We start from the raw sequence: 26,575 nt of genomic DNA on the forward strand, positions 1-26,575 counted from the left end.
GTCGCCAGACGCTCTTTGTGCGGTATTGCCTTATTTCTTTTTGCCGATCAAAGGCTCGATTTTGGGAGCGACAAAGCAGGCAATGATCGTCAGCAGCAGCTGGGCGATGTTAAATTTCGACTGAATGCCGAAGGTCAGGTCTGCCACATACAGATTCCACTCGTGAGTTTTGAGGTGCAGCGGCGGGGCGTAGTCCAGCCAGCTCAGGGGAGCGATCCCCACACAGAGATTGCCGATGACACCGCCGAGAATCACGGCGACCACAATGGAACAGAGATACACAAGAAACTTTTTCATAGGGCTTCTGAAGTCCTCCTTTCTGAAATTATGACAGTCCGCTTGCACCGAAGCCGCCGGCACCCCGTTCGGTGGTGTCCAGACGGGTGACTTCCTTCAGTTCCGGTGTCAGGATCGGAAGCACGACCAGCTGTGCGATCCGCATGCCTGCTTCTACGGTAAAGGGCTCCGAGCCGTGGTTGATCAGCGGGATCAGCAGTTCACCCCGATAGTCGCTGTCCACCAGCCCAACACTGTTGATCAGCGTGATGCCGTGCTTGGTGGAAAGTCCGGAGCGGGGGAAGATGCACAGGGCAACGTCCGGACGGGACGGAGCCACAGCGATGCCGGTAGGCACCTTGCAGATCTCCTGCGGCTGAATGGTCAGCGGTTCCTCCGGCAGGGCGTACAGATCATAGCCGGCACTTTGTGCGGTGGCACGCTTGGGAATCTGGGCGTGCGGACGCAGCTTCTGAACAGAAATATACATAAAAGCCTCCTATTCAACACCACGGAAAAACAGTCCCCGTGTCATTGCTTCTTTTGTAGGTTCGCCGTTCTGGTAGGCACGGAGCACGGAACAGGCATCGGGCTGCAGGGTACAGTCCAGCACCAGAAAGCTGCTGTGTGACAGCTGTTCCTGCTTGTCCGCCAGCCACGTGGGAACGGCGTTGTACATCGTTGTGATACCGGCTGCCTTGTGGCAGTATACCGGAAAAGTTCTGCCGGTGCGGTCTGTCAGACCATGGGTGCAGTTCCGGCAGCCCGCTTCTGCCTGTACGGGACAGTTCCGCATGGTCATGACCGGCTGGAACCCGTAGGCATACGCTCCTGCGGGCAGTCCGGTGCAGTGCCGGCTCTGGGCAATGGTCAGTTCCGGTGAGAGGATCACGTCCTGCAAGGATTCCCGCTGCAAAAAAGACAGACAGGACGGATTTGCCGCATTCAGTCCCATGCCGCCGTGAAGCGTCAGCCCCAGTGACCGGCACAGCCGGATATGGGAAACATTTTCGCAGACCACGTGGGAGAATCCCAGAGCTTTGGCTTGTTCCAGCCATAGACGCACTTTGGCTTCGTCTGCACAAAACCGCGGCAGCGTCAGGAAAATTCGTTCCCGACAGACTGCCGGCACAGCATCGGAAACCGTATCCGCCGGCAGCAGCAGTGCCTCCACGTCAGGCTGCTTCAGCAGTGTGGCTGACTGGCTGTCCCACTGCTTCTGGATGATGCGGTATTGTATGGTGTGTTGTCCGGCTGCTGGAAGTGCGGGCAGCGTGATGTGCCGCATGGTATACTTTGGCGTATTCGCAGCGATTCTGGCGGCGTTCATTTGAACAATGCCCTCCCGCCGCAGAGCGTTCCACGCCGAAGCGGGGAGCATGCCGGTTCCGTCGCAGTCTGCCTGCAAACCGGACAGGGTATAGAGCGTGCCGCCCAGCTTTCCCAGCTGTCGTTCCAACTGGGGCAGATCGGTTGCTTTCGTGCGTGCCGGTTGTACCACATCACCGGAAACAGAAACGGAAATACCGTCGCCGTCCCGCAGTTTCAGCACTGCCGGCTGACCGGTCTGTACAGTGACATGCATGTCCAGCGGAACCTGCGGTGTGGGCTTCTGGTATAGCTGTGCCAGCTGGGGCAGGACTTTCTGCCCCTGGAGCACATCGTCCTTTTGGCGGGTGCCGAACATCTGCTGCCGTTTGCCGGTATAATAGCCGTCTGTGAATCCGCTGCGGGAGAATACTGCCCGCAGGGTGTCCAGATCCGGCGTTTCTCCGGCACGTGCCTGCACTAATGCAGTGACTGCGGCGGCAACGTATTCCGGCCGTTTGCATCTGCCCTCGATTTTCAGCGATGCCACGCCGTCCTCTGCCAGTTCTGCCACGTAAGGCACCAGACAGAGGTCTTTCAGAGAGAGAGCACAGCCGTTTTTATCGCCCTTTGCAGAAAAGGGCAGTCGGCATGCCTGTGCACATCTGCCGCGGTTGGCACTGCGGGAACCGATCATGGCGGACAGTCCGCACTGTCCCGATACGCTCATGCAGAGGGCACCGTGGACAAAGGTTTCCACTTCGATGCCGGTTTTACAGATCGCGGCAATTTCTTTGCGGGAGAGCTCGCGGGAAACCACGACTCTGGAAATGCCGTGCTCCTTTGCCCAGAGGGCACCCTCCGGCGTGTGAATGGTCATCTGCGTGGAAGCGTGAATGGGTACGTCAGGAGAGATCTGCCGGATCAGTTCCAGCAGTCCGAAATCCTGTACCAGAAATGCATCTACGCCCAGCCGGATCGCCGCTTCCAGAAACTGTACCAGTGCAGGGAACTCCGGTGCAAATACCAGCGTGTTGACTGTTAGGTACAGCTTTGCCCCATAGAGGTGGCAGAGTTCCGCTGCCCGCTGTAATTGGGGCAGATCGAAGTTGGCGGCGTTCTGTCGTGCGGAGAATTGTTTTCCGCCCACATAGACCGCATCGGCACCGCACCGCAGAGCCGCCAGCAAGGCATCTTCCGAGCCGGCAGGTGCTAAAATTTCAGGTGTTCTCATTTGGAGTCTTTCTCACGGAGTTCCCGTTCCAGTTCTGCGATACGGGATTTCAGGGCTTCCACCTGCTGCATGGCAGCGTCCCGTTCCAGACGGGTCTTTCCGGCTTCGTCCACATATTCCTTGGACTGATCCCGAATGCTGTCCAGCTTGGCATTTGCCTTGTTCAGGTCGTCCAGCGTTGCCAGCCCGACCATAATTGCCGCGGTAAACGGAGAGGCACTGCTGTTGGCATCGGTAATTTCCGTGATGCGGGATTCCAGCGTGCGTGCCAGACCGAAGACATAGTTGGAGGATTCTGCGGTCTGCAAAGTGAAATCCTTGCCGCAGATCACGACTTTGACTTTATTTGACATAGTGTTGTGATTCCTTTCTTTAAGGTGAACGTGTGCACTGTTTCCTTAGGGCAACACCGCACAAAGCCCGCCTGACGGCTTTGCACGCAATCTGTGTGCAGATTTTCCGTCATATTGCCCAGAAATCCCTTGCCAGACAACTGCGTTCGAGGCAGGATTCTGCCCGAGAACAAAGGAGTGTCGCACTAAGATAAATTGCGACCGGCAGTATGCCTGCGGAATTTCTGGGCAATCTGCCGAAAAAATCTGACAACGCACCTTACGCACAAGCTTTGCGCGGTGTTGCCTTAGCAACTTTCTCTATTATACAACATTTTTCGCAGATTGAAAAGAGGGTATTTTGGAAATTTTTCAAACAGGACGGAATTGCCGTTACTTCGCACTCTGCCGCCGTTCCAGTTCTTCCAGAATCATCTTGTTCACCTTGTTGACATCGCCGCAGCCCAGTGTGATGACCAGATCGCCAGCCTGTGCATGGTCACAGATATAGTTGGTGACCTGTTCGAAGTTCTGGTATTTCCGTTCGTCGGTGGTTTCCGGATCGCTTTCGTCCTGTGGGAACCAGACTGCGTTGGGAATTTTTTCACCCAGCTGCCGTGTGAAGATGTGATAGGTGTTCTTTTCGCGGGAGCCCATAATGTCCGTCAGGACAGCGTGATCCGGAATGGACAGAGCTTCTGCGAATTCGTCCAGCAGCATGGCGGTGCGGGAGAAAGTGAACGGCTGGAACACTGCCCAGACCTTTCGGAACGGCATTGCCATTGCAGCTTTCAGGGTCGCAGTCAGTTCGGTGGGGTGGTGAGCGTAGTCGTCTACCAGCGTAATGCCGCCGACTTCGCCCTTCTTCTCGAACCGTCTGCCGGCACCGCGGAATTCTGCCAGCCCCTTTGCCACATCTGCAAAGGAAACGCCCACATACATGGCAGCCGCAGCCGCAGCAGTAGCGTTCAGCACATTGTGCTCACCGGCAACATGCAGGACGATCTCGCCCAGTTCTTTGCCAAGGTGCATCAGCTGGAAGTGGGTTTCCAGACCGGAAACGTGGCGGATATTTGCGGGATAATAGTCACAGTCCGCAGTTTTGCCGAAGGTGATGCATTCCTTGCCGGTAATGCCCTCCATAGCTTTGCAGGTGTTGGCATCGCTGCCGTTGTAGATAACTGCCTTGGAGGTCAGCTGTGCGAACTTGTGGAATGACTTGATGATATTTTCCACGGTGCCGAAGTAATCCAGATGATCGGCATCGATGTTCAGCAGCACGGCGATGTCCGGATAGAGTTTCAGGAACGTATCTACAAATTCGCAGGCTTCACAGGTCATGATGTCGCTGGAGCCGCTTCTGCCGCTGCCGTGAATGCAGGGCAGCTTGCCGCCGATGAATGCGGACAGATCTACGCCGGCGGTGAACAGGATCTGCGTCACCATAGAGGTGGTCGTCGTCTTGCCGTGGGTGCCGGCAACGCAGATGGCATTGTCATACCAGCTGGTCACAATACCCAGCAGTTCGCTCCGTTCCAGCACCGGCACGCCGCTGGCTTTGGCTGCAATCAGTTCCGGATTGTCTGCCATGATCGCCGCGGTGTGTACGATCAGGTCAGCCCCCTCAATATTTTCCGCACGCTGTCCCAGATATACGGGAATGCCCATGTCGCGGACTGCCTGTAGGGTTTCCGTTTCGTTGTTGTCGGAACCGGTGAGGTAGAATCCTTTGGTGTGGAGGATCTGTGCCAGCGGATACATGCCGCTGCCGCCGATGCCGATAAAGTGGATATGCTTTTTTCCGTTTAAAATGTCAATGTTCAAAAAAATCACCTTTTTCTTTCTTGCAATTTTCAAATTTATCGTGTATACTGATAAGTAACGTACTTCAAAGGAGAAGCGTTTGTGGTGACACGGACGTTTCTCCTTTTTTTGTTACGAAATTGAAAATTCATTTTCAATTTCTGCGGTGTTCCTCTGGAAACGGAATTTACCTTTGAAGTCAGCATGGTCCGTTTTCCAAATGACAGAACGGAGCCCCGCAGTATGTGGAGGAGGTCATCACATGGAAATCACAGATATTAAAATCAGAAGAATCATTACCGAAGGACGGCTTCGGGCAGTTGTTTCTGTCACCGTAGACAACATGCTCGCCGTGCACGACATCAAGGTCGTACAGGGGGACGAACGGCTGTTCGTGGCAATGCCCAGCCGGAAAGACGAAAACGGTGTATTCCGCGATATTGTGCACCCCATTTCTGCCGCCGCCAGAAAAATGATGGAACGAGAGATTCTGGAGGCTTATCACGAGCATCTCGCGTTAATGGAAGCCGAAGCACAGGCAGAAGCTGCGGAGGAAAGTCCTGAGGCACAGCCTGCTGCGGTATAAGTTCCGGAATAACAATCTAAGATACCCTGAAAGTCGTCGGAGCTGCCTCTCCGGCGGCTTTTTTGTTCAAGTCAACATCACACAAGATGCGGTGCAATATCTGAAACTTACTGTTCCTTTTGCAGCAACACGTAAGTTTTCAGCAGGGCAATCTGTGTTTTGGCATCGGGGATCTCGCCGTCCATGACCATTTGCACTGCCTGTTCCAGCGGCAGCTCCGTCACGTCCAGAAATTCTCCGTCGTCCAGATCCTGTGCTTCCGGAGCCGAGAGCTCCTGTGCCAGATACATGTGAATGACCTCTGTATCATATGCCGGTGTGGGAAAGAGTTTTCCCAGCGGAGTATATTTTCCGCAGGTTCTGCCGGCTTCCTCCCGCAGTTCCCGTCTGCCGCAGTCTGCCGGATCTTCGCCCGCTTCCAGCTTGCCGGCGGGGATTTCCAGTGTGACCTGCTGCATGGGATAGCGGAACTGCTTTACCATGAGGACAGTGCCCTTTTCCGTCAGGGGTACTACGCAGACACCGCCGGAGTGGTGTACCACATCACGCTGTACCTCCTTGCCGTCCTCCAGTTCCGCTGTGTCCCGCGTCACGTAGAAAACTTTGCCCTGATAGGTCTTTTCGCTTCCGGTTGTTTTTTCCTGTAAGTGCATGTTGTATACCTCCACTTTTCTGTTTATGAAGTTTCTTCTGTGCCGGTGTTGTCTTCGGCAGGCGTTGTGGTTTGTGCTTCCGTGTTGTCATCAGGTGCAGTCAGTTCCGGCAGGATCTCCTCTTCTGCGGAAACCGGATAGTCTGCACAGCAGACGCGTTCCGTTTTGCGGCGGATTCCCATTTTCCAGCAGATCAGCATGTATGCGGCAAACAGGACAACGCCGCCGGCAGTCAGTGCCGCACCAGCGTGCAGACCGGGTGTTGTGTAGTGGAACACAATGGTATTGTCACCGGCTTCTGCCGCTACCGCCATAAAGCCGTTGTCCACTTCTTCCACGTCTGCAGGCTTGCCGTTGACTGTGGCTGTCCAGCCCTCGTCATAGGGGACGCTGAAAAAGACCAGATTCGGGCTTTCCAGCGAAATCGTTGCAGTAAAGCCGCTGGAATCATAGCGGAACGAATCGCAGGCAGATGCGGCACGGTTGCTGCATTCCTGCAAGTATTCTTCTTCCGTCATCTGCACATTGTTGTTAGAAATGGGCTGCATATAGCTGCCGTATTTTTCAATTTGCTTGTTGGAGAGAACCAGTGCACGCATGAGCAAATTGGTGCGGTAAGAAGTAGAGGTGCCGTCCCACATGCCCTTGGAAAGGTAGTAGTCAAAGGTGAAGCCCATCGGCACATAGGCGGTATTTTTAAACCGGTAGAATCCGTTTTCTGTGGTGTCATAGACAAAGCCCGGCAGGTCGCAGGTAGGCGTGTCGGCAGTGATCTTGCCGATTTCCTGCTGCTGGTAGTAATATTCTACAGAAAGCAGTCCCCGCAGAGCGTAGTAGGAAGTGTCTGCACGGGAGGCAACATCACGGGTGATACCCAGTTCCTTGTAGAAGTCCATGATCGATGCCGGAACGACACTGTGGAACGTCCGCATGCTGGGCAGCTTCCACAGCATGGGGTAGTTGTCGCAGTTTTCCGAAATGTCGATGCGGAAGAAGTTGTCCTCTGATACAGAAAGGGAGATCTCCTGTTCCGGATCGATTGCCTGATCGACGTAAGTGCGGGCACGGAAAGGTTCAAATGCTCCGAAATAAACCACTGCCATGGTGCATGCCACGCAGAAGCCGGTGGTCAGAGCCATTGCCTGTTTGAGGAATGGCTTGTGCTTTTTCCGGCAGCGGAGCAGGTAAATGGAAACCGCCAGACCGGCAGTGCAGATCAGCAGCACCAAGTAGAAGTGGAACGGATATTCCGCAAAGGAGAACCAGTGAATTTCATCGTCCTCCTTGGTGGGCAGCAGGGAGATCGCTGCAAATGCGGCAAAGAAGATAAAGCAGATGCGGAAACCGTATTTCCAGTCGATCTGCCGGTTGTCCAGGCTGTAGGCAGTCATCAGGGCGAGAATCAGAATGGGCATGTAGAACCAGCGTGCATAATACGAACCGTTCAGTGCATAGAATGCACTGTTCAGGATCGGTACACAGGCACAGACTGCACAGATCACAGTAATGCGTTTTGCCCAGTGCCCGTCACGCTGCTTGAGGAATGCCAGTACGCCTGCCATGGAGAACATGGGCAGGTATCCGCCGATGGAAGCCCATTTTCCGAAGTCGGAGGAGAACAGGTTCGGGCGAGCCGGCACGTCGGGAATCAGGAACAGGCTCAACAGGATTCGCCAGATACGGGTGCGGTCGCTGTAAGCCACCATGTCCATGCCGAACAGATGCTCGGAAACCCGATTGTTTGCCAGAATTGCCAGAGCCGACGGCAGCAGAATGACACAGGCGATCATCACGCCAATGACTGCCTCCAGCAGAACGAGGAAAAACTTTTTCAGCGATGCGTGGAAATTCTTCGAGAAGCACCGCACGATGAAGTACAGCACCAGAAAGACCACTTGACCGGTAAAGAAAAAGTAGTTGATCGCTGCCAGCAGTGCCACCGAAAGGGCAAACACGCCGCGGCGGTTCTGGTTGACCAGTTCTTCCATGGCGATCAGCAGCAACGGAAAAAACGCGGTCACGTCCTGAAAGTGGTTGAAGAAAATGTTGAACAGCTGGAAGCCGGAAAAGGCATACAGCAGGCCGCCGATCATGGCAGCGTGAGGACTGCGTACAAACCGCCGGATATAGGCGTATGCCGTCAGAGAGGCGATGCCGTGTTTCATGCACAGCAGCACCGGCATGGCAAATGTTACCCAGCTGCGGGGGAGAATGGTGGTCAGCCAGAAAAAGGGACTGCCCAGCAGATAAAAGGCATAGGAACCGATGAAGTTGACACCGAGGTCGGTGTACCAGTTCCAGCCGAAGCTGCCGCTGCGAACGGCATCATTTGCCAGATTGTAAAAGGGGATCTGCTGCGAATTGTAGTCGCCATAGTAGATGTAATAGCCGCCGTCTGCGATGATGATCGGCAGAATCACCACCAGCAGGCTGCCGAAGCCCAGCAGGAATGCCAGCAAATACCGGCGGAGTTCCTCCCGCAGAGCAGGGCGGCGAAGTGTCACTGATTTCATGAAAAAAGCTCCTTTGTCAGGGAAGTGATGCACGGATTTCATTTTACGGCATATGCTAGGTATAGGCAAGGCAATCCGCGAGCCGTTAGGGAAACACTGAATAAAGCTTGTGCGTAAGATGCGTAGTCAGATTTTTTGGCAGATTGTCAGAAATTCCGCAGGCAGACTGCCGTTATTATGGCAAGGGATTTCTGGGCAATATGACGGGAAAATCTGTACGCAGATTGCGTGCAAAGCCGTCAGGCGGGCTTTATGCAGTGTTTCCTTAGAACATTGTTTTTGGTGTCAGAAATACCACGTTGGTCATGATGCCAGCACTGGTGATTTCCAGCACACCATAAGACGGCGGGTTGCCATCTCTGGGGCAGGAGGCACTGCCGGGGTTCATCACGTAGATGCCGTTTTCATAGGTGCATCTGGATTCGTGGGTGTGTCCGTAGAGTGCAACATCACAGCCGTTTTCCAGAGCCTCCTGTTCCAGATAGTCCAGCGTGGAGTTGACACGGTAGCGGTGTCCGTGGGTGGCAAGAATGCGGTGATTCGGTGCAACGTCGATCAGTTCCGTCAGAGGAGCATCGCTGCTGTAGTCGCAGTTGCCCTTGACATAGCGGAATTTGTCTGCCACTTCGGGCATGTTCCGGCAGAGCAGCTGGTATTCGCTTTCGCCGTCACCCAGATGCAGAAACATATCCGCATCGGGATTGCGGAGCACGATCGTTTCAAAATTCCGGTAATATTGATGTGTATCAGAAATGACGATAATTCGCATAGGATACCTCCAAGAAAAATTCAGGCAGTATGTTGCCTTTACCCTTTATTATAACACAATTTCGGAGAGATGACAACATTTTTTTGAAAAGTTTTGTAAGCCTGCCCTGCATACGGATTCTTCCCGTATGCGGAGCGAACGCCGAAAGGAGCGAGGTTATGGAACGCAAGAATCTGAACCCGAAGCAGGTCGATCAGTTGTTGCAGGCGGCAAGCAAAAAGCTGGGCGTACCGCCGGAACAGCTGAAAAGCGAGTTGGAGTCCGGCAAGTATGACAAGGTGCTGAAGAACATGAGCCAGAAAGATTCTGCCATGCTGCAAAAGGTGATGCAGAATCCGAAAATGGTGGAAAAGCTCATCAGTTCCCCGCAGGCAAAGGCACTGTATCAGAAACTTTCCGGAAAGTAAATTTTTTTAGGGCAACACCGCACAAAGCCTGTGCGTAAGATGCGTCATCAGATTTTTTAGTGTTTCCCCAGGCAGCTTCGGCTGCCGGTACATGAAGGGCGGTGAAAACGTGTGGACGATATGTTGGGAAAAATGGGAGCCATTCTGTCCGATCCGGAGAGTGTACAGCAGTTACAGGAACTGGCACAGATGCTCCAGCAGGAAACCGGCGGGGAATCCCAGGGACAGCAGGCTTCTGCGGAAAAGACGGAATCCGGCGAAGGCGGCGGCTTTGACATCAACATGCTGCTGCGGATCCAGGAACTGATGGGAGCCATGCAGAACAACGATGAAGATGCGAAGCTGCTGCTGGCACTGCGTCCGCACCTGAAAGATCAGCGGCAGAAAAAGCTGGATCAGGCGGTGAAACTGATGAAATTATACGCGGTATTCAGTGCGGTGCGGGAAAACGGACTGCTACAGGATCTGCTTTAAGGCAATACCGCTTTTTGTTTCATCTGACGAAAAATTTGACGACGCATCTGTCGCACAATCTTTGTGCGGTATTGCCTTAAAAGGAAACAGGTTTTGGCAGGAGAGGAGGGAATCACATGGCACAATTTTCTCAACAGGAGCAGAACGCAATGCGGCGGGAGGCGGCACGGCGTGCCAGGGAAATGCAGAAGCGGGTGTATTTCGGCAAACAGCAGGAACCCTCTCCCTATGCGGACTATCCGCCGGAGGAGCCGCCGCAGGAAAAAACACCGTCGCCGCAGACTGGTATGCCGCTGCTGGGAAATCTGGCACAGTTTCGCCCCAAGGGGCTCTTGTCCGGACTGGACGGTGACACCATGTTGATTCTCGCCATGATGGTCATGCTGTACAAAGACGGCGGCTGGGACGGCTGCGACAAGAAATTGCTAATGGCTCTGGCGTATTTGCTCACATAAAAGGAGAAGAAAGATGGAAGAAGTGGTATTCTGGGGAATCTGGGCTGTGTTGGGAATTTGCATGCTATGCTATTATCTCCGGCGAAAGCGAAAGATTTTGTCAATGCTGGCAGGAGTCGGAAGCGGCTTTCTGGCATTGCTGCTGGTGCACTACGGCGGGGGATTCTTCGGATTTTCTCCCGCATTGAATCTGCTGCATCTGGTACAGGCAGGGGTGCTGGGCGTGCCGGGGGTGATTCTCATGGTAGTGCTGCACTTTACGCTTTGAAAGCAATAAAAAAGCGGGGACACCTCACATGGAGATGTCCCCGCTTTTTATGAAACGAAGAAATGTCGGAAAAAACTTACTTCAGTTCGATGGTTGCACCAGCTTCTTCCAGCTTAGCCTTCAGAGCTTCAGCGTCAGCCTTCGGGCAAGCTTCCTTCAGAGTAGCCGGAGCAGACTCTACCAGAGTCTTAGCTTCCTTCAGACCCAGACCCAGAACTTCCTTAGCAGCCTTGATGACAGCCATCTTAGCGTCGCCGAAGGAAGTCATAACAACGTCGAATTCAGTCTTTTCAGCAGCAGCGTTAGCACCGTTGTCGCCGCCAGTCGGAGCAGCTGCAACAGCAGCAGTTACACCAAATTCTTCCTGAATTGCGTCAACCAGTTCAGCCAGTTCCAGAACAGACAGTTCCTTGATATCTTCAACGAACTTCAAAACCTTTTCAGATGCCATGATAATAATCTCCTTTAACAATTAAATAAAACATTTTGCAGAGCCAAAATCTCTGCGATACTTATGCAGCAGTATCTTCGGACTTGCTGTCCACAACTGCCTGCAGTGTAGCAGCCAGCTTCTGGATTGGACCCTGCAGGGAACCAACCAGCTGTGCCAGCAGAACTTCCTTCGACGGAATCTTGGACAGCTTTTCTACGCCGGAAGCGTCATAAGCAACGCCTTCTACGTAACCAGCCTTCAGATTGAAGAAGTCTTCGTGATCTGCAGCGAACTTGCCCAGTACGCGAGCCGGAGCAGTCTGATCGTCCTTGGACAGTGCAACAGCAGTTGTACCGTGCAGAACTTCGTCAAATGCATCGATGCCCATGTTCTTGAATGCAAAACGCAGCATGGAGTTCTTTTCAACTACATAGTGTACGCCAGCTTCACGCAGTTCCTTACGCAGCTTGGTGTCATCTTCTACGCTGATGCCCTTGTAGTCTACCAGAACGAAAGATACACTGTCCTGCAGCATTTCTGTCAGAGCAGCAACCTTAGCCTTCTTGCTTTCCAAAATCTTTTCACTTGCCATGAGATTTCACCTCCGATAGATCATGTATCGTATCAGAAATCGCAATAAAAAAGCACGATTCGACAGGGAACCGTGCACTGTATTTCACAGGTCATTGCACATTCCTCGGTTGGACTTACGGCTTACGCCACCAACTGTCTTTAGAATACGATATTGTTGTTTGACAACTATTACAGTATAGCACATCTTTCGGTGCTTGTCAAGCCTTTTTTGCAAAAAAATCAAAATTTTTTTCGAGATGCAGATGAAACGCAAAAATCCCTGCCGCCGGAAACGACAGCAGGGAAGAAATTGCAAAAAACTTTGAGATTCTCAAAGAGAGCACTCAGACACCATACTTGCTGGTAGCAACTCTTACGCCAACGCCCATGGTAGAAGTAACGACGCAGGACTTCAGGTAGGTACCCTTTGCTGCAGCCGGCTTTGCCTTGACGATTGCTTCCATCAGAGTTTCGAAGTTCTGAGTCAGCTTATCTGCACCGAAAGAAGCCTTGCCGATCGGGCAGTGAATGATGTTGGTCTTGTCCAGACGATACTCGATCTTACCAGCCTTTGCTTCGGTAACTGCCTTAGCAACGTCCGGTGTTACGGTACCAGCCTTCGGGTTCGGCATCAAGCCGCGGGGACCGAGGACCTTACCCAGACGACCAACCAGACCCATCATGTCCGGAGAAGCGATAACTACGTCAAAGTCCATCCAGTTTTCCTTGGTGATCTTGTCTACCAGATCCTGACCGCCGACATAGTCTGCACCGGCAGCCTGTGCTGCTTCGTACTTGTTTTCCTTGCAGAATACGCAAACGCGAACCTTCTTACCAGTGCCGTTCGGCAGTACAACTGCACCACGAACCTGCTGGTCTGCGTGACGGGAGTCAACGCCCAGACGAATGTGAGCTTCGATGGTTTCATCGAACTTAGCCTTTGCATTTGTGCAAACCAAAGACAGTGCTTCTTCAGAAGCGTACTGCTTTGCACTATCTACAGCCTTGCGGCTGTCATTATATTTTTTTCCGTGTTTCATGATATTTTAATCCTCCTAGTGTAGTGGTAGTACCGGATTGCTTTCTCGCAGATCCGGTTAGCGGAAATTTCCTCCCACCGACGTTCGGCTCCCGTTAGTCAACGACAACGATACCCATCGAACGGGCAGTACCAGCGATCATGCTCATAGCAGCTTCCAGAGAACCAGCGTTCAGGTCCGGCATCTTCTGTTCTGCGATCTTCTGTACCTGTTCCTTGGTGATGTTTGCGACCTTGTTCTTGTTCGGCTCACCGGAAGCAGTGTCGATTCCGCAAGCCTTCTTGATCAGAACAGCAGCCGGCGGAGTCTTGGTGATAAAGGTAAACGAACGGTCTGCGTATACAGTGATAACAACCGGAATGATCATACCGATGTCATTCTTTGTACGTTCGTTGAATTCCTTTGTGAACGCCATAATATTTACACCGTGCTGACCCAGTGCCGGGCCAACCGGAGGAGCAGGTGTTGCTTTACCTGCGGGAATCTGAAGCTTAATAAAACCTGTTACCTTCTGTGCCATACTGCACACCTCCATATTGTGGTTAATGGCGAGATGCTGTCACATCTCTCCCACCGGAACCGCGGGCGGTTCCGAATTGTTTTTGCATGTTTGCAATTAATCGTCCTGACGGATCACCTGATTGAGCTGCAATGTTGCGGCAGTTTCACGACCGAACATTGAGATCAGCACATCAACTGTACCGTCTTCCAGATGAATGGCCTGTACCACGCCGGAGAAGCCGTCCATAGCGGTTCCGGAGATCGTTACGGTATCACCGACAGCGTAGTTCACTTCGATGTTGCCGCCGATGTCAACGCCCATCTTTGCCACTTCTTCCTCAGAGAGGGGAGTGGGCTCAGAGCCGGGACCGACAAAACCGGTGGCACCGCGGATATTTTTTACCACATGCCATGTATCATCTGTGTAAACCATTTTCAGAAAAACATAGCCCGGAAACAGCTTACGTTCCAGTTCTTTTGTTTTTCCGTCTGTGATTTCTGTCACCGTTTCGGTGGGGACCTGAACTTCTAGGATAAGGTCATGAAGCTTCCGGTTTTCAACCACCTTTTCAATGTCCTGCTTGACCTTGTTCTCATAGCCGGAATAAGTGTGAATGATGTACCATTTAGCTGCCTCTGACATACGAAATCCTCCTTGTTCTGGTCACGAAATTAGTTAGAAAGTCCCATCAGGAACTGCATCAGCTTCAGCAGACCGGAATCGATCAGACCTACCAGCACAGAACCGATGACAACAACAACGACTACGACCAGCGTGTTGTTGAAAACCTTCTTGCGATCCGGCCAAACGACCTTTTTGAATTCCTTCTTCAGGTCGTTGAACCAGCCGGCAATGCGGGAGAAGAAGCCCTTCTTTTCCTTATCGCCTTTTTTGTTTTTGCCGGATTTTTTGGAGTCTGCGGATGCTGCTTTGTTCGCCTTCTTTACAGCAGCTTCCTGCCCGGCGTTTTTTTCCTTATCAGCCATTGCCTCGGACCCCCATTACTTTGTCTCTCTGTGCAGCGTATGCTTCCGGCAGAACTTGCAGTGTTTGTTCATTTCAATCCGGTCCGGATTGTTCCGCTTGTTCTTCTTGGTAACATAGTTGCGACGCTTGCATTCTGTGCAAGCCAGTGTTACTTTCACTCTCATGATCGGCACCTCCTGCTCGTTTACTTCTTCCGATATGCGGAAGCCGGCTCTCCTGCTGTCATCAGCAGTCTTCCGGTTCTTTTGCCTCCCTCAGAATCCGCATGAGGGTTTTCGCAGCAAACCGGACAGCAAGTCCGGAATTTGTGCAAAAAATAAGCCTCATGCAATGAGGTGATTCCAGTATAGCACATTTCCGGTTTTCTGTCAAGGCTTTTCTCAAAAAAATTTCCTTTTTTGAGAAAAAAACGGATTCGGGACAGCTTTTTTTTGAAAACCCCTTGCAGATTTTTGTAGATTATGATAAAATAGAGAATGAGGAATCTTCGCTGCTGTCTGTTTTGCCGGTTTTGTATACAGAATTTGGCGGCAGATCAGTTCTAAAATCCGCTGTATCCGGATATATAATAGTATCCGGCATGACACCGGTTCTTGCAGCGACAGGATTTGGGTTCGCTTTGCTTTTGCGAAGCAGGCTCTCACAAATCATAAAGGAGTATAGACACATGGCAAAAATCAGAGTAGCCGTTTTGTTCGGCGGCGTATCCAGTGAGCATGATGTTTCGCTGGTTTCCGCGGAGAACGTCATTCGCAGCATTCCGAAAGAAAAGTATGAGGTACTGTGCATCGGTATCACCAAGAAAGGCCGCTGGCTCTATTTTCCCGGCGACGTTTCGGAGATCTCTACTGGTGCATGGGAACAGAATCCGGACTGCACTGCGGCGATCCTCTCTCCGGATCCGCTGCACGGCGGCATCGTCACCATTGAAAACGGGGAAACTTATATAAAAAAGGTAGACGTGGTCTTTCCGGTGCTGCACGGTAGAAACGGCGAGGACGGCAGATTACAGGGCATCATGGAAATGGCAAGAATCCCCTATGTGGGCTGCGGCGTTCTGAGCAGTGCTGTGTGCATGGATAAGGGCATGACCCATACGGTGCTGGACTACAACGGCATTCAGACTGCCAAGTGGGCAAGCGTACACCAGCGTGACCTGAACAAGCTGAACGAAAAGTGCGTTGCCATTGCGGAAACACTGGGCTTTCCGCTGTTCGTCAAGCCGGCAAATGCAGGCTCCTCTGTAGGTGTCAGCAAGGCGACCGATCTGGAATCCCTGAAAGATGCGGTGCAGATCGCGTTCACCCATGATGAAAAAGTCATCATCGAAGAATTCATCGACGGCAGAGAGCTGGAAGTGGCTGTGTTCGGCTACGATGCTCCCATTGCTTCTTATGTGGGCGAGATCGAGCCGGCTGCGGAATTCTACGACTACGACGACAAGTATGTCAACGGTTCCTCCAAGCTGTACATTCCGGCACGGATCACCGATCAGGAATCTGACCGGATTCGGGAAACTGCTCTGCGGGCATATCAGGCACTGGGCTGTAAGGGGCTGTCCCGTGTGGACTTCTTCCTCTCTAAGGATGGCAGCATCATTCTGAACGAGATCAACACGCTGCCGGGCTTCACCAGCATCAGCATGTATCCGAAGCTGATGGAACATCTGGGCATGAAGCAGGAATATCTGGTAGATAAACTCATTGAGCAGGCAATAGAAAACGCTGCAAGAACCTGAACGATAACCTGAATATAGTTAGGGCAACACCGCACAAAGCTTGTGCAGGGTTGCCTTAGAGTCGTTAAGGAAAGGAGACGCTGCTCCGGACAATGAGCAGCAGAGATGACACCATGAAAAATGATGCAATCGGCGTTTTTGATTCCGGTATGGGCGGTCTGACGGCAGTGAAAGAACTGAACGCCATTCTGCCCCATGAAAATATTATCTATTTCGGCGACACCGCCCGCATTCCCTACGGCAGCCGCAGTCCGGAAACGGTGCTCCGCTATGCCAAGGAGGACGTGGCGTTTCTGCGGCAGTATGCCGTGAAAATGATCATTGCCGCCTGCGGTACAGTCAGCTCTATTGTAGGCGACCAGCCTTTTGTAACAGATATGCCGTTTACCGGCGTGGTGCTTCCGGCGGCAAGGACTGCCTGCGAAGTGACACGCAACGGCAAGATCGGCATCATCGGAACACCGGCGACCATTCGCAGCGGCAGCTATGAAAAGGCGATTCAGAAGCTGCATCCGGAAATGACAGCATTCGGGCAGGCTTGTCCGCTGTTCGTGCATCTGGTGGAAAACGGCTATACGGATTTTCACAATCCGGTGACACGGCTGGTGGCAGAGGAGTATCTGGAACCGGTGCGGAAAGCCGGCGTGGATACCCTGATCTTGGGTTGCACCCATTATCCGGTGATCCGTGACATCATCGCGGATTATATGGGACCGGATGTGCAGCTGATCTCCTCCGGAGCGGAGGCGGCGAAGTATGCCCGCCGTTGTCTGGAAGAACAGGATCTGCTGACAGACCGGCAGACTGCCGGCGAAAACACCTATTATGTCAGCGACAGCACGGAGATGTTCATTGAAAATGCAGGACATTTTCTGCACCGGAATGTGGTGGGAAAGGTGTTCCGCTGCAATTTCTAAGAAGGGAGCAGGTATTTTTGGAATCTGTTCTGATTACCATGAAAACACGGCAGATCACACCGGACGGTGACGAAGAAACCGAACTGATGACCACCGGTACCTGTGAGATGCGGGACGACACGTTGCAGTTGTCCTATGAAGATACAGACGCAACGGGCTTTGCCGGCTCGACGACCACCATACAGGTGGCGAACGAGTCACTGGTGACGATCTTACGCACCGGCACGGCAAATTCCAACCTGACGCTGGAAACCGGCAGAAAGCATTTCTGCCTGTATCAGACTCCATACGGGGCAATGACTATCGGCGTACAGGCGAAGCGGCTGCTCTGCGAACTGGAGGAATCCTCCGGTTCTGTGGAAATGGAATACATTATTGATATGAATGCAAATTTCCTGTCGGAAAACACGATCACCATTCACTGGAAACGGCAGGAACCGCAGGAGAATACGAAAGGAACAAAGTAAACTATGGCAGATTGTATGAAGAGTGCCTCCGAGGCTCTGCACCAGATTCTGGTGGAGGGACTGGGACGGCTCGTAGGCGAGGGAAAGCTTCCGGCAGAACCGATCCCGGCGTTTCGGGTAGAGATTCCGGCAGATAAGTCCCACGGGGACTTTGCGGCAAATGTGGCAATGGTCAGTGCAAAGACCTTCCGCATGGCACCGCGGAAAATTGCGGAGCTGCTTCTGGAGGCTATTTCGCTGAACGGCACGATCTTTGCACGGGCAGAGATCGCAGGTCCGGGCTTTATGAACTTCTTCCTCCAGCAGAAGTGGTTTGCCGATGTCACGGAAACTGTCCTCACGGAAAAAGAAAATTACGGTAAGACGCAGACCGGTGCCGGAAAGCGGGCACTAGTGGAATTCGTTTCCGCGAACCCCACCGGACCGATGCACGTGGGCAATGCCCGCGGCGGTGCACTGGGCGACAGCCTTGCAGAGATTCTGGCGTGGACAGGCTGGGACGTACAGCGGGAATTCTATGTCAATGATGCCGGCAACCAGATCGAAAAGTTTGCCACTTCTCTGGAAGTGCGGTATCTCCAGCACTTTGACCCCTCTGTGGAAATGCCGGAAGATGCCTATCACGGGGCAGACATTACAGAGCATGCGGAAAACTTTATCGCTGAAAACGGTGACAAGTATGTCAACACCGATGCCAAGACCAGACGGGACGCACTGGTGGCATTTGCACTGCCGAAGAACATCGCCGGTCTGGAACGGGATCTGAAGAAGTACCGCATTGTCTATGACAACTGGTTCCGCGAAAGCACCCTGCATCAGAATGGACAGGTAAAGTGGGTGGTAGACGAACTGACCAAGCGTGGCTATACCTATGAGCAGGAGGGTGCCGTCTGGTTCAAGGCAACGGATTTCGGTGCGGACAAGGACTTCGTGCTGGTACGTGCCAACGGGATCCCCACTTATGTGGTACCGGACATTGCTTACCACTATAATAAGCTGATGGTGCGGAAGTTTGACAAGGCAATTGACATTCTGGGTGCAGACCACCACGGCTATGTGCCTCGTCTGAAAGCAGCCCTGACCGCACTGGGTGCAGATGCAGCCCGTCTGGATGTGGTACTGATGCAGATGGTCATGCTGATGCGTGACGGCGAAGTGGTCAAGCTTTCCAAACGCAGCGGCAAGGCGATCACACTGGTCACTCTGCTGGACGAAATTCCGCTGGACGCAGCCCGTTTCTTCTTCAACACCAGAGAGGCAAATTCTCATTTTGAATTTGACTTGGATCTGGCTGTGGAGCAGTCCTCGCAGAATCCGGTATACTATGTACAGTATGCCCATGCCCGCATTTGCAGCCTGCTGCGTGCCATGGCGGAGGAAGGACTGACACTGGAACAGTGCGACCACAGCAACCTGTCCCTGCTGACACAGCCACAGGAACTGGAACTGATCCGGCATCTGGCAGCACTGCCGTCGGAACTGGACGCTGCTGCCAAGGCATATGACCCGTCCAAGGTCACTAAGTATGCTACCGAGCTGGCGACTCTGTTCCACAAGTTCTATGACGTGTGCAGTATCAAGTATGCGGAAACGCCGGAACTGAAGCAGGCACGTCTGCTGCTCTGTGAGGCGGCTCGTCAGGGCGTTGCCAATACCCTCCGGATCCTGAAGGTGACCTGTCCGGAGAAGATGTGATCCTGCTGACAGATGCCGGAAAAAACGGGAAAGATTACAAGCAGGTTACAGCAAAAAAATAGATTCTCTATGGAAAATCGTGCGAAAGCACAAAAAAACGTAGCAATACTCGAAATATCTCATAAAGTTTAACTGCATATTCACAAACATCGTTTCGCAATGTGTTACAATTTGTAATATATTGAACAGGTGGATGCAGTTTGTGATATGCCCGCCGGCCGCAAAACTGGCGGAAGCCGAGATTACAAAAGGAAAGGAAGTTCCATATGTCGAACAGATTATTTCAAGGACTGGTTCACCAGATGCGGGATACCATTGACGCAACCGTTGGCGTTGTCGATGACACCGCGACCATCATCGCTTGCAGCGACCTGACAAAGGTGGGAACGACCAATGAGTTCGTTTCCCTCGACCTCAGTGATGTACATGATATTTTTATCCGCGACGGTTATACCTATAAGCCGTTTGGTTCTCGTGCAAAGCCGGAGTATGCGGTCTTTGTAGAGGGCATGGACGACACTGCTGCGAAGTATGCCAATATTCTGGCAATTTCCCTGTTCAATATCAAGCAGTACTACGATGAAAAGTACGATCGCAACAACTTCATCAAGAATGTAGTACTGGACAACGTACTGCCGGGGGACATCGTCATTAAGGCACGTGAACTGCACTTCAACTCGGAAGTCAGCCGCGTAGTGCTGCTGGTACGCATTGTATCGGCAAATGACGTTTCTGCATACGATGTCATTCAGAATCTGTTTCCGGATAAGAATAAAGACTTTGTCTTTACCATTTCCGAATCGGATATTGTTCTGGTCAAGGAGATCAAGGGTGCTGTGGACACCAAGGATCTGGAAAAGCTTGCCCGTTCCATTGCAGATACTTTGAGCAGCGAGTTCTACACCCGCGTGAACGTGGGTATTGGTACCATTGTGACCGGTGTCAAGGAACTGTCCCATTCGTTCAAGGAAGCACAGATGGCTCTGGAAGTCGGCAAGGTATTCGATACCGACAAGGCGATTGTCAGCTATGAGAATCTGGGCATTGCCCGCCTGATCTATCACCTGCCGACCACGCTGTGTGAAACATTCCTTCACGAGGTATTCAAGCGGGGTAGCATTGAATCTCTGGATCATGAAACGCTGTTTACCATTCAGAAGTTCTTCGAGAACAACCTGAATGTTTCTGAAACTTCCAGAAAGCTGTTTGTACACCGGAACACACTGGTGTACCGTCTGGAAAAGATCAAGAAGCTGACTGGTCTGGACCTGCGGGAATTCGACCATGCCATTATCTTCAAGATCGCATTGATGGTCAAGAAGTACCTCTCTGCGAATCCGGCGAAGTTCTGATGAATAAGGACGGGGTGAGGGCGTGAAGCATCGCTCCGGCATAAAAGCCGCCGGTGCAGCGTGTGGCGTTTTGCATCGGCGGCTCTTTGTGCAATTTTATTGGTAAGGGCAGCAACGCAGGAAACTTGTGTGTGCTGTCCGGAAAAGTGGATGTCTGCGATCAACTGAAACGGTATTTCCGGCGGTATGCCGGAAGTGCCCAGAGAAAGGATGTGTGTGAACTATGGTTGAACTGAAGAACGTGTCTGTGACATACTCCAGCGGCGTAGATGCACTGCACAATGTCAACTTGAAAATCAATGACGGAGACTTTGCCTTTGTAGTTGGTGCGTCCGGTGCCGGAAAAAGCACCATGATCAAACTGATCTTAAAAGAGATCAACCCGACCAGCGGTTCGATCAGTGTCAACGGCTATAACCTGAACAAACTTCGGCGGCGGCGGATTCCTGCCCTGCGGCGTACCATTGGATTTGTCTTTCAGGACTTCCGACTGATTCCGTCTATGACAGTGTATGAAAACGTGGCATTCGTGCTGCGGGTAATCGATGCACCGACGAAATATATCCGGAAGCGTGTGCCGTATGTAATTGGTCTGGTAGGTTTGCAGGATAAGACATATGCCTATCCGGACGAGCTGTCCGGCGGTGAAAAGCAGCGTGTGGCGATTGCCCGTGCATTGGTCAACGACCCGCAGCTGATTATTGCGGACGAGCCGACGGGAAACATCGATCCGGAACTTTCTTATGAGATCGTAGAATTGCTGCAGGGCATCAATGACATCGGGACTACCATTCTGATGGTAACCCATGAACACAGTCTGGTGCGGCAGTTCGGCGGACGGATCATCAATATCGATCAGGGACAGATCGTCTTTGACGAAGTGATTGGAGGGAATCTGATCCATGAAAGCTAGTGGTTTCAAGTACCTGATTGGACAGGGTGTGGAAAACATCTGGAAAAACCGGATGATGGCATTCGCTTCATTCTGTGTGCTGTTGGTTTCACTGCTGCTGGTGGGTATGTCGGTGTTGTTTTATATGAACCTGACCTCTATGATCGGCGGCGTAGAAGATAAAAATGAAGTCATTATCTATATGGACGAGGGTACTTCAGATCAGGAACTTGCAGATTTTCAATCGGAATTGGCACAGATTCCAAACATTTCGGAGATTTCTTTTTACTCCAAGGAGCAGGCGTTTGAAGATCTGAAAAACAGCATGTCGGATTATGAAGTGCTGTTCGATTCACTGGGGGACGACAACCCGCTGATTGACAGCTATCGGATCCGTGTTGAAGATATTTCACAGATTTCTGCAACGATTACACAGGTAGAGGGACTGGATCACATTGATTCGATCCGTGCTCCCATGGACTTTGTCAACGTTCTGACCGAGGTACGGAAGATCGTGACTGTTGTATTCGGTGTGATCATTGCAGCATTGGTCGTCATTTCCGTTGTGATCGTTTCCAATGCCACAAAGGCGAGCGTTTTCGCACGGCGGGAAGAAATTCAGATCATGAAATACGTTGGTGCAACCAACTCTTTTATCCGTATCCCGTTTTTTGTGGAGGGTATGATCACCGGCTTGCTTGCTGGTGGTGTTGCACTGGCGATCACTTGGTTCGGCTATGATTCGCTGGTCGGCCTGCTGACCGGACAGGTGGAATTCCTGTCTGTGATCGGCATGGGCAGCATCATTCCGTTCCGTGCACTGGCATGGAAGGTGGCTCTGGCATATCTGCTGTCCGGTACGCTGTTCGGAGCGTTCGGCAGTATGATCTCTATGCGGAAGCACCTGAATGTTTAAAACAATGCCGATGCACATCTTAGGAGGCTATTTTCTATGAGTAAGAAGAAACATCTGAGTCTGCGTTTTACCAGTGCGTTGCTTTGTATGACCATTCTGACAGGCGGCATGGCAGCAAACTGGACACCGATCAGGGATATTCCGGTATCGGCAAAGACGCTGGCAGAATTACAGGAAGAACGCAAGAGCAACGAAAAGAAGATCGCAGAGAAGCAGAAAGAACTGGATTCTTTGCAGTCTGATCTGGAAGAAAAGGAAGCGTACCAGAAGACTTTGCAGGAAAAGATCACCCTGCAGCAGAGCAATCTGGACATCGTTTCACAGGAACTGGATCGCATTGCTCAGTCTATCGACGAAACCACACAGGCAATTTCACAGGCGGAAGATGACATCAAGGTCATGGAAGCCGATATTGCCATTGGACTGGACGAGTTCAAGATGCGGCTTCGTGCCATGTACGTACAGGGCAACGACAGTCTGGCTTCGGCTCTGGTGGGTGCGACTGACTTCTACGACCTGCTTTCCAAGTATGAACTGATGTCCCGTGTGGCAAATCATGACAACCAGCTGGTCAACGACCTGAAGGACAAGCTGGAAACCTGCAACGCAAAGAAGGCGGAACTGGAAACAGAAAAGTCCGATCTGGAAAGCCAGCAGGAAGACCAGCAGGCCAAGAAGGAAGAATTCAAGGCGGCAATCGAGGATCTCCAGCAGACCTATTCTGAAACCGATGAAGCCAAGGAGCAGATGCAGCGGCAGAAAGAGCAGCTGAACGGCGATGTGGCAACACTGGAAGAAAACAACAAGGCTCTGGACGCAGAAGAAGACCAGATCAAGGCGGCAATTGCAGCGGCTGCGGAAGCTGAAAAGAAGAAGCGGGAAGAAGCAGCTGCGGCAGAAGAAGCCAAGAAGAAGCTGGAAGCCCAGAAGCAACAGCAGCAGGAGGAAGCCAAGAAGAATCAGTCCTCCGGCAGCAGCTCTTCTTCGAAAAATGACAATACATCTTCTTCGAACAGCCAGAAGGACAATTCCAGCAGCTCCAGCAGTTCGAACAGTTCTTCCAGCAGCAGTTCAGATTCTTCCAGCGACGACAGCGGCAGTGTTGCACCGTCCGGCGGCGGCTTCACATGGCCCTGCCCGGGATTCTATACCATTTCCAGTACCTTCGGCAACCGCTGGGGTACCACACACGGTGCAATTGATATTGCCGGCGGCAATGCCGGTGCAGCGATCGTTGCAGCAAAGGGCGGCACAGTCGTTCGTGTTGTAACCGGCTGCTCCCACAACTATCCGAAAAGCGGCAGCTGCGGCTGCGGCGGCGGCTACGGTAACTATGTCATTATCCAGCATGACGGTACATATTCTACGTTGTACGGACATATGGCATCGGTGGCTGTTTCTGCCGGACAGACCGTCAGTGCCGGACAGACCATCGGCTATGTGGGAAGCACAGGCTTTTCCACTGGTTTCCACCTGCACTTTGAAGTGCGTGTCAACGGCACCAAGGTGGACCCGATGAAGTATCTGTAATCAAAATGCATTTTTGAGAAAATGAAAAAGGCAGGGGTATGCGTTTGCAGTCCTCTGCCTTTTTTGGAAGAAAGGATTGTAGGTTATATGCGAAAACAATCAGATGCAATGCAGGAGGATATGCCAAAGGAAAAAACAGTGCCGGTGCGGAAATCGACACTGATCCTGCTGTTCTGTCTTTGCGGTGTGCTTGCCGTAGGAACAGGACTGGGCATTTATCGGAACTACGCTGGCAACACGGAGTACAGGGAACTCCGGCAGCTTGCCGCAACTGTAAAGCAGAATTATTATACCGACGTGGACGACGAAGCCGTTATGCAGGGGGCTATGAAAGGCTATGTTGCCGGTCTGGACGATCCTTATTCCCAGTACATGACCAGTGAGGAATATCAGGCTTATCAGACAGAGGAAGCTGGTCAGACCGTGGGAATCGGCGTAACGGTGACACAAACAGACGAGGGCTATTTGCAGGTGGAGGAAGTCAATGCAGATTCTCCGGCAGAAAAAGCCGGTATGCAGCAGGGCGATATTCTCACCAAGGTAGAGGGCGAAGATCTGGCAGAACTGGGCTACGCCGGAGCACTGTCTAAAATTCGAGGCGAAGCAGGTACCACGGTGCAGCTGACGATTCAGCGGAACGGCGACACACTGGAACTGGACGTGGAACGGCAGAATATCGAAGTGACGACTGCCGAGGGACAGATGCTGGACGGACAGATCGGCTATATCCGGATCAGTTCCTTTAAAGGCAACACGCCGGAACAGTTTCAGGCGATCTACGACCGGCTGGTACAGGACGGGGCAAAGGCGTTGATATTTGACCTGCGGGACGACGGCGGCGGACTGGTGTCGGCTTTGGAAAAGATTTTGGATCCGCTGCTGCCGGAGGGCGAGATCGCCATTGCCACCTATCGGGACGGCACGACCAAAACGCTGGTGGAATCAGATGCCACAGAGTGCAGCTTGCCCATGACGGTGATCGTCAACGGCAACACTGCCAGTGCAGCAGAACTGTTCACCGCTTCGCTGCGGGATTTCGGAAAGGCTTCCGTTGTGGGAACGCAGACATTCGGCAAGGGTATCATGCAGGTGACACAGTCCATGCCTTCCGGCGGAGCACTGACACTGACGGTGGCAACTTATCAGACCACCAAGGGGGAGTGTTATCACAAGGTAGGCATCAAGCCGGACGAGATCGTGGAAGCCGGAGAAGATGCAGTGGACTACAGCGATCCGAATCCGGAAAAAGACCCGCAGCTGAAAAAGGCAATCGAAATGGTGCAGGCGAAGTGATTTTTAAGACAATACCGCTGGCATAAAATTTTGCCGCAAAAACGTGCATCTCATTTTTGTGTAAATACGTTCTGAATTCTTTTTGAACAGACAGACCGCTGTCCCGCTGCTGTGCTATAATGAAAGAAAAGGAGGCATCATCATGGAAACTGAAAAAAACAGCCGTATGCTGGAACTTTTCTTTCGGGTGCTGCGGGGAGAAACCATCTCTGTAAAAGCAGTGGCAGCGGAATACGGCGTGTCTACCAAGAGCATCGGACGGGACATTGGAAAAATACAGGAATTTCTGGCGGAACACCGCGACCTGATGCAGCAGGCGGAACTGGTGTATTCCTATAAAGATAAAGCGTATCACCTGAACTGTGAGGAGTTCCTCAAAAATAAGGAATTGTTTGCATTGGTAAAGGTAATGCTGGGCAGCCGTTGTTTGCCCAAGGAAGACGTGCTGCGGCTGATTTCCAAGCTGAAACGGTTTACCACAACACAGGATCGGGAAAAATTTGACAAGCTGGTACGCAAGGAAATTTACCATTATCACGAAGTCAAGACGGACTGCAATTCGCTGATCGATACGCTGTGGAAACTGATACAGGTCATTGATGAAAAGCGACCGATCACCATTACTTACTACAAAATGAATCGGGAAGCCGTCAAGCGGAAAATTAAACCGGTTTCGCTGATGTTCAGTGAGTATTATTTTTACCTGATCGCGTATGCATTTGACGATGACCAGTATCTGCCGAAGTTCTTTCGGGCAGACCGCATTGTGTCGATGACAGAGCATCAGGAACACTTTACGCTGGAACGGAAGTACGACTTTGACGAAGGCGATCTGCGGGAGAAGAACCAGTTTTTGTTTCCCGGGAAGACGGAGCGAATCCGGTTTGCCTTTTCCGGTCTGTCGGTACAGGCAATTCTGGACAGACTGCCCACAGCAAAGGTAGTGGAGCAAAACGGCAGAACCAGCATCATCGAAGCGGAAGTCAACCACGGACGCGGCATTATCATGTACCTGCTGTCGCAGGGGGCATGGGTAAAGGTGCTGTCGCCGCAGAGTCTGGTGGACGAAATGCAGGAAGAACTGCATCAAATGCTGGCATTATATGAAAAGGCATAGGAACACGTGGAGTTAAGGCAATACCGCACAAAGAGCGTCTGGCGA

30 protein-coding genes and 1 other annotated feature are annotated in these 26,575 nt (G+C 52.1%); of the genes, 15 read left to right on the forward strand and 15 right to left on the reverse strand.

What is annotated here, in order from left to right; genetic code table 11:
- Nucleotides 1-30 precede the first annotated feature (30 nt).
- From RUMCAL_RS01325 to murC, 5 genes are all read right to left on the reverse strand, one after another.
- Nucleotides 31-297 (reverse strand): DUF4321 domain-containing protein, encoded by a 267-nt coding sequence (locus RUMCAL_RS01325; RefSeq protein WP_021680604.1) that lies wholly within the window; start codon nucleotides 295-297, stop codon nucleotides 31-33.
- A 28-nt stretch (nucleotides 298-325) separates the two neighbouring features.
- Entirely contained in the window at nucleotides 326-766 is a 441-nt protein-coding gene (gene dut, locus RUMCAL_RS01330) for a dUTP diphosphatase (RefSeq protein ID WP_021680605.1), read from the reverse strand.
- Between the two features lie 9 nt (nucleotides 767-775).
- The gene (locus RUMCAL_RS01335; protein ID WP_021680606.1) at nucleotides 776-2,818 is read right to left on the reverse strand and encodes a U32 family peptidase; all 2,043 of its coding nucleotides are present in this window, start codon (nucleotides 2,816-2,818) and stop codon (nucleotides 776-778) included.
- Entirely contained in the window at nucleotides 2,815-3,171 is a 357-nt protein-coding gene (locus RUMCAL_RS01340; RefSeq protein ID WP_021680607.1) for a cell division protein ZapA, read from the reverse strand. The genes RUMCAL_RS01335 and RUMCAL_RS01340 overlap by 4 nt, the downstream gene beginning before the upstream one ends.
- A gap of 372 nt (nucleotides 3,172-3,543) precedes the next feature.
- On the reverse strand, nucleotides 3,544-4,974 hold the full coding sequence (gene murC / locus RUMCAL_RS01345; RefSeq protein ID WP_040646484.1) for a UDP-N-acetylmuramate--L-alanine ligase: 1,431 nt from the start codon (nucleotides 4,972-4,974) through the stop codon (nucleotides 3,544-3,546).
- Between the two features lie 241 nt (nucleotides 4,975-5,215).
- Between murC and spoVG the strand changes: the two genes are divergently transcribed.
- Nucleotides 5,216-5,539 carry a septation regulator SpoVG gene (gene spoVG, locus RUMCAL_RS01350; RefSeq protein ID WP_021680612.1) on the forward strand — a complete coding sequence of 108 codons (324 nt, stop codon included), beginning with the start codon at nucleotides 5,216-5,218 and terminating at the stop codon, nucleotides 5,537-5,539.
- 107 nt (nucleotides 5,540-5,646) lie between these two features.
- Here the strand turns inward: spoVG and RUMCAL_RS01355 are convergent, their stop codons facing one another.
- The 3 genes from RUMCAL_RS01355 to RUMCAL_RS01365 all read right to left on the reverse strand — a co-directional run bounded on the left by RUMCAL_RS01355 (nucleotide 5,647) and on the right by RUMCAL_RS01365 (nucleotide 9,474).
- Nucleotides 5,647-6,192, reverse strand: coding sequence for an NUDIX domain-containing protein (locus RUMCAL_RS01355; protein WP_021680613.1), 546 nt, complete (start codon nucleotides 6,190-6,192; stop codon nucleotides 5,647-5,649).
- A 23-nt stretch (nucleotides 6,193-6,215) separates the two neighbouring features.
- Nucleotides 6,216-8,705: a YfhO family protein gene (locus RUMCAL_RS01360; protein WP_051343587.1), complete on the reverse strand. Its 2,490-nt coding sequence runs from the start codon at nucleotides 8,703-8,705 to the stop codon at nucleotides 6,216-6,218.
- A 265-nt stretch (nucleotides 8,706-8,970) separates the two neighbouring features.
- Nucleotides 8,971-9,474: a metallophosphoesterase family protein gene (locus RUMCAL_RS01365; RefSeq protein ID WP_021680617.1), complete on the reverse strand. Its 504-nt coding sequence runs from the start codon at nucleotides 9,472-9,474 to the stop codon at nucleotides 8,971-8,973.
- A 158-nt stretch (nucleotides 9,475-9,632) separates the two neighbouring features.
- Here RUMCAL_RS01365 and RUMCAL_RS01370 point away from each other — a divergent pair, with 158 nt between their 5' ends.
- From RUMCAL_RS01370 to RUMCAL_RS01385, 4 genes are all read left to right on the forward strand, one after another.
- Nucleotides 9,633-9,881 (forward strand): hypothetical protein, encoded by a 249-nt coding sequence (locus RUMCAL_RS01370; protein ID WP_040646459.1) that lies wholly within the window; start codon nucleotides 9,633-9,635, stop codon nucleotides 9,879-9,881.
- A 111-nt stretch (nucleotides 9,882-9,992) separates the two neighbouring features.
- A complete protein-coding gene (locus RUMCAL_RS01375) occupies nucleotides 9,993-10,355 on the forward strand; it encodes a hypothetical protein (protein ID WP_040646461.1) in 363 nt (120 codons plus the stop codon).
- Between the two features lie 116 nt (nucleotides 10,356-10,471).
- Nucleotides 10,472-10,810, forward strand: a complete 339-nt coding sequence (locus RUMCAL_RS01380; protein ID WP_021680621.1) for a hypothetical protein — start codon at nucleotides 10,472-10,474, stop codon at nucleotides 10,808-10,810.
- 13 nt (nucleotides 10,811-10,823) lie between these two features.
- A complete protein-coding gene (locus RUMCAL_RS01385; RefSeq protein WP_021680622.1) occupies nucleotides 10,824-11,078 on the forward strand; it encodes a pro-sigmaK processing inhibitor BofA family protein in 255 nt (84 codons plus the stop codon).
- 76 nt (nucleotides 11,079-11,154) lie between these two features.
- Here RUMCAL_RS01385 and rplL read toward each other — a convergent pair whose 3' ends face one another.
- From rplL to rpmG, 7 genes are all read right to left on the reverse strand, one after another.
- On the reverse strand, nucleotides 11,155-11,529 hold the full coding sequence (rplL, locus tag RUMCAL_RS01390; RefSeq protein ID WP_040646463.1) for a 50S ribosomal protein L7/L12: 375 nt from the start codon (nucleotides 11,527-11,529) through the stop codon (nucleotides 11,155-11,157).
- Between the two features lie 61 nt (nucleotides 11,530-11,590).
- Nucleotides 11,591-12,103 (reverse strand): 50S ribosomal protein L10, encoded by a 513-nt coding sequence (gene rplJ / locus RUMCAL_RS01395; RefSeq protein WP_021680624.1) that lies wholly within the window; start codon nucleotides 12,101-12,103, stop codon nucleotides 11,591-11,593.
- Between the two features lie 37 nt (nucleotides 12,104-12,140).
- Nucleotides 12,141-12,265, reverse strand: a sequence feature (ribosomal protein L10 leader region).
- Nucleotides 12,266-12,428: 163 nt separating this feature from the next.
- The gene (gene rplA, locus RUMCAL_RS01400; protein ID WP_021680626.1) at nucleotides 12,429-13,124 is read right to left on the reverse strand and encodes a 50S ribosomal protein L1; all 696 of its coding nucleotides are present in this window, start codon (nucleotides 13,122-13,124) and stop codon (nucleotides 12,429-12,431) included.
- A gap of 94 nt (nucleotides 13,125-13,218) precedes the next feature.
- Entirely contained in the window at nucleotides 13,219-13,644 is a 426-nt protein-coding gene (rplK, locus tag RUMCAL_RS01405; RefSeq protein ID WP_040646465.1) for a 50S ribosomal protein L11, read from the reverse strand.
- 96 nt (nucleotides 13,645-13,740) lie between these two features.
- Complete coding sequence (nusG, locus tag RUMCAL_RS01410) at nucleotides 13,741-14,268, reverse strand: transcription termination/antitermination protein NusG (protein ID WP_021680628.1); 528 nt, start codon at nucleotides 14,266-14,268, stop codon at nucleotides 13,741-13,743.
- 29 nt (nucleotides 14,269-14,297) lie between these two features.
- A complete protein-coding gene (gene secE, locus RUMCAL_RS01415) occupies nucleotides 14,298-14,612 on the reverse strand; it encodes a preprotein translocase subunit SecE (RefSeq protein WP_021680629.1) in 315 nt (104 codons plus the stop codon).
- A 15-nt stretch (nucleotides 14,613-14,627) separates the two neighbouring features.
- Nucleotides 14,628-14,777 carry a 50S ribosomal protein L33 gene (rpmG, locus tag RUMCAL_RS01420; RefSeq protein WP_021680630.1) on the reverse strand — a complete coding sequence of 50 codons (150 nt, stop codon included), beginning with the start codon at nucleotides 14,775-14,777 and terminating at the stop codon, nucleotides 14,628-14,630.
- 503 nt (nucleotides 14,778-15,280) lie between these two features.
- Between rpmG and RUMCAL_RS01425 the strand changes: the two genes are divergently transcribed.
- From RUMCAL_RS01425 to RUMCAL_RS01470, 10 genes are all read left to right on the forward strand, one after another.
- Complete coding sequence (locus RUMCAL_RS01425) at nucleotides 15,281-16,351, forward strand: D-alanine--D-alanine ligase family protein (RefSeq protein WP_040646468.1); 1,071 nt, start codon at nucleotides 15,281-15,283, stop codon at nucleotides 16,349-16,351.
- 92 nt (nucleotides 16,352-16,443) lie between these two features.
- Complete coding sequence (gene murI / locus RUMCAL_RS01430; protein WP_021680633.1) at nucleotides 16,444-17,268, forward strand: glutamate racemase; 825 nt, start codon at nucleotides 16,444-16,446, stop codon at nucleotides 17,266-17,268.
- A 17-nt stretch (nucleotides 17,269-17,285) separates the two neighbouring features.
- Nucleotides 17,286-17,735, forward strand: coding sequence for a YwiB family protein (locus tag RUMCAL_RS01435; RefSeq protein WP_051343589.1), 450 nt, complete (start codon nucleotides 17,286-17,288; stop codon nucleotides 17,733-17,735).
- A 3-nt stretch (nucleotides 17,736-17,738) separates the two neighbouring features.
- The gene (gene argS, locus RUMCAL_RS01440; protein WP_021680635.1) at nucleotides 17,739-19,430 is read left to right on the forward strand and encodes an arginine--tRNA ligase; all 1,692 of its coding nucleotides are present in this window, start codon (nucleotides 17,739-17,741) and stop codon (nucleotides 19,428-19,430) included.
- A 266-nt stretch (nucleotides 19,431-19,696) separates the two neighbouring features.
- On the forward strand, nucleotides 19,697-20,782 hold the full coding sequence (locus tag RUMCAL_RS01445; RefSeq protein WP_021680636.1) for a PucR family transcriptional regulator: 1,086 nt from the start codon (nucleotides 19,697-19,699) through the stop codon (nucleotides 20,780-20,782).
- 223 nt (nucleotides 20,783-21,005) lie between these two features.
- Nucleotides 21,006-21,695, forward strand: coding sequence for a cell division ATP-binding protein FtsE (gene ftsE, locus RUMCAL_RS01450; RefSeq protein WP_021680638.1), 690 nt, complete (start codon nucleotides 21,006-21,008; stop codon nucleotides 21,693-21,695).
- Entirely contained in the window at nucleotides 21,685-22,590 is a 906-nt protein-coding gene (ftsX, locus tag RUMCAL_RS01455; RefSeq protein ID WP_021680639.1) for a permease-like cell division protein FtsX, read from the forward strand. The genes ftsE and ftsX overlap by 11 nt, the downstream gene beginning before the upstream one ends.
- A 36-nt stretch (nucleotides 22,591-22,626) precedes the next feature.
- Nucleotides 22,627-24,120: a murein hydrolase activator EnvC family protein gene (locus RUMCAL_RS14270; protein ID WP_021680640.1), complete on the forward strand. Its 1,494-nt coding sequence runs from the start codon at nucleotides 22,627-22,629 to the stop codon at nucleotides 24,118-24,120.
- Nucleotides 24,121-24,207: 87 nt separating this feature from the next.
- Nucleotides 24,208-25,413 carry a S41 family peptidase gene (locus RUMCAL_RS01465; RefSeq protein ID WP_051343590.1) on the forward strand — a complete coding sequence of 402 codons (1,206 nt, stop codon included), beginning with the start codon at nucleotides 24,208-24,210 and terminating at the stop codon, nucleotides 25,411-25,413.
- Between the two features lie 142 nt (nucleotides 25,414-25,555).
- A complete protein-coding gene (locus RUMCAL_RS01470; protein ID WP_021680642.1) occupies nucleotides 25,556-26,530 on the forward strand; it encodes a helix-turn-helix transcriptional regulator in 975 nt (324 codons plus the stop codon).
- Nucleotides 26,531-26,575: the final 45 nt, after the last annotated feature.

Source organism: Ruminococcus callidus ATCC 27760 (genome assembly GCF_000468015.1).
GTDB lineage: Bacteria > Bacillota > Clostridia > Oscillospirales > Ruminococcaceae > Ruminococcus_C > Ruminococcus_C callidus.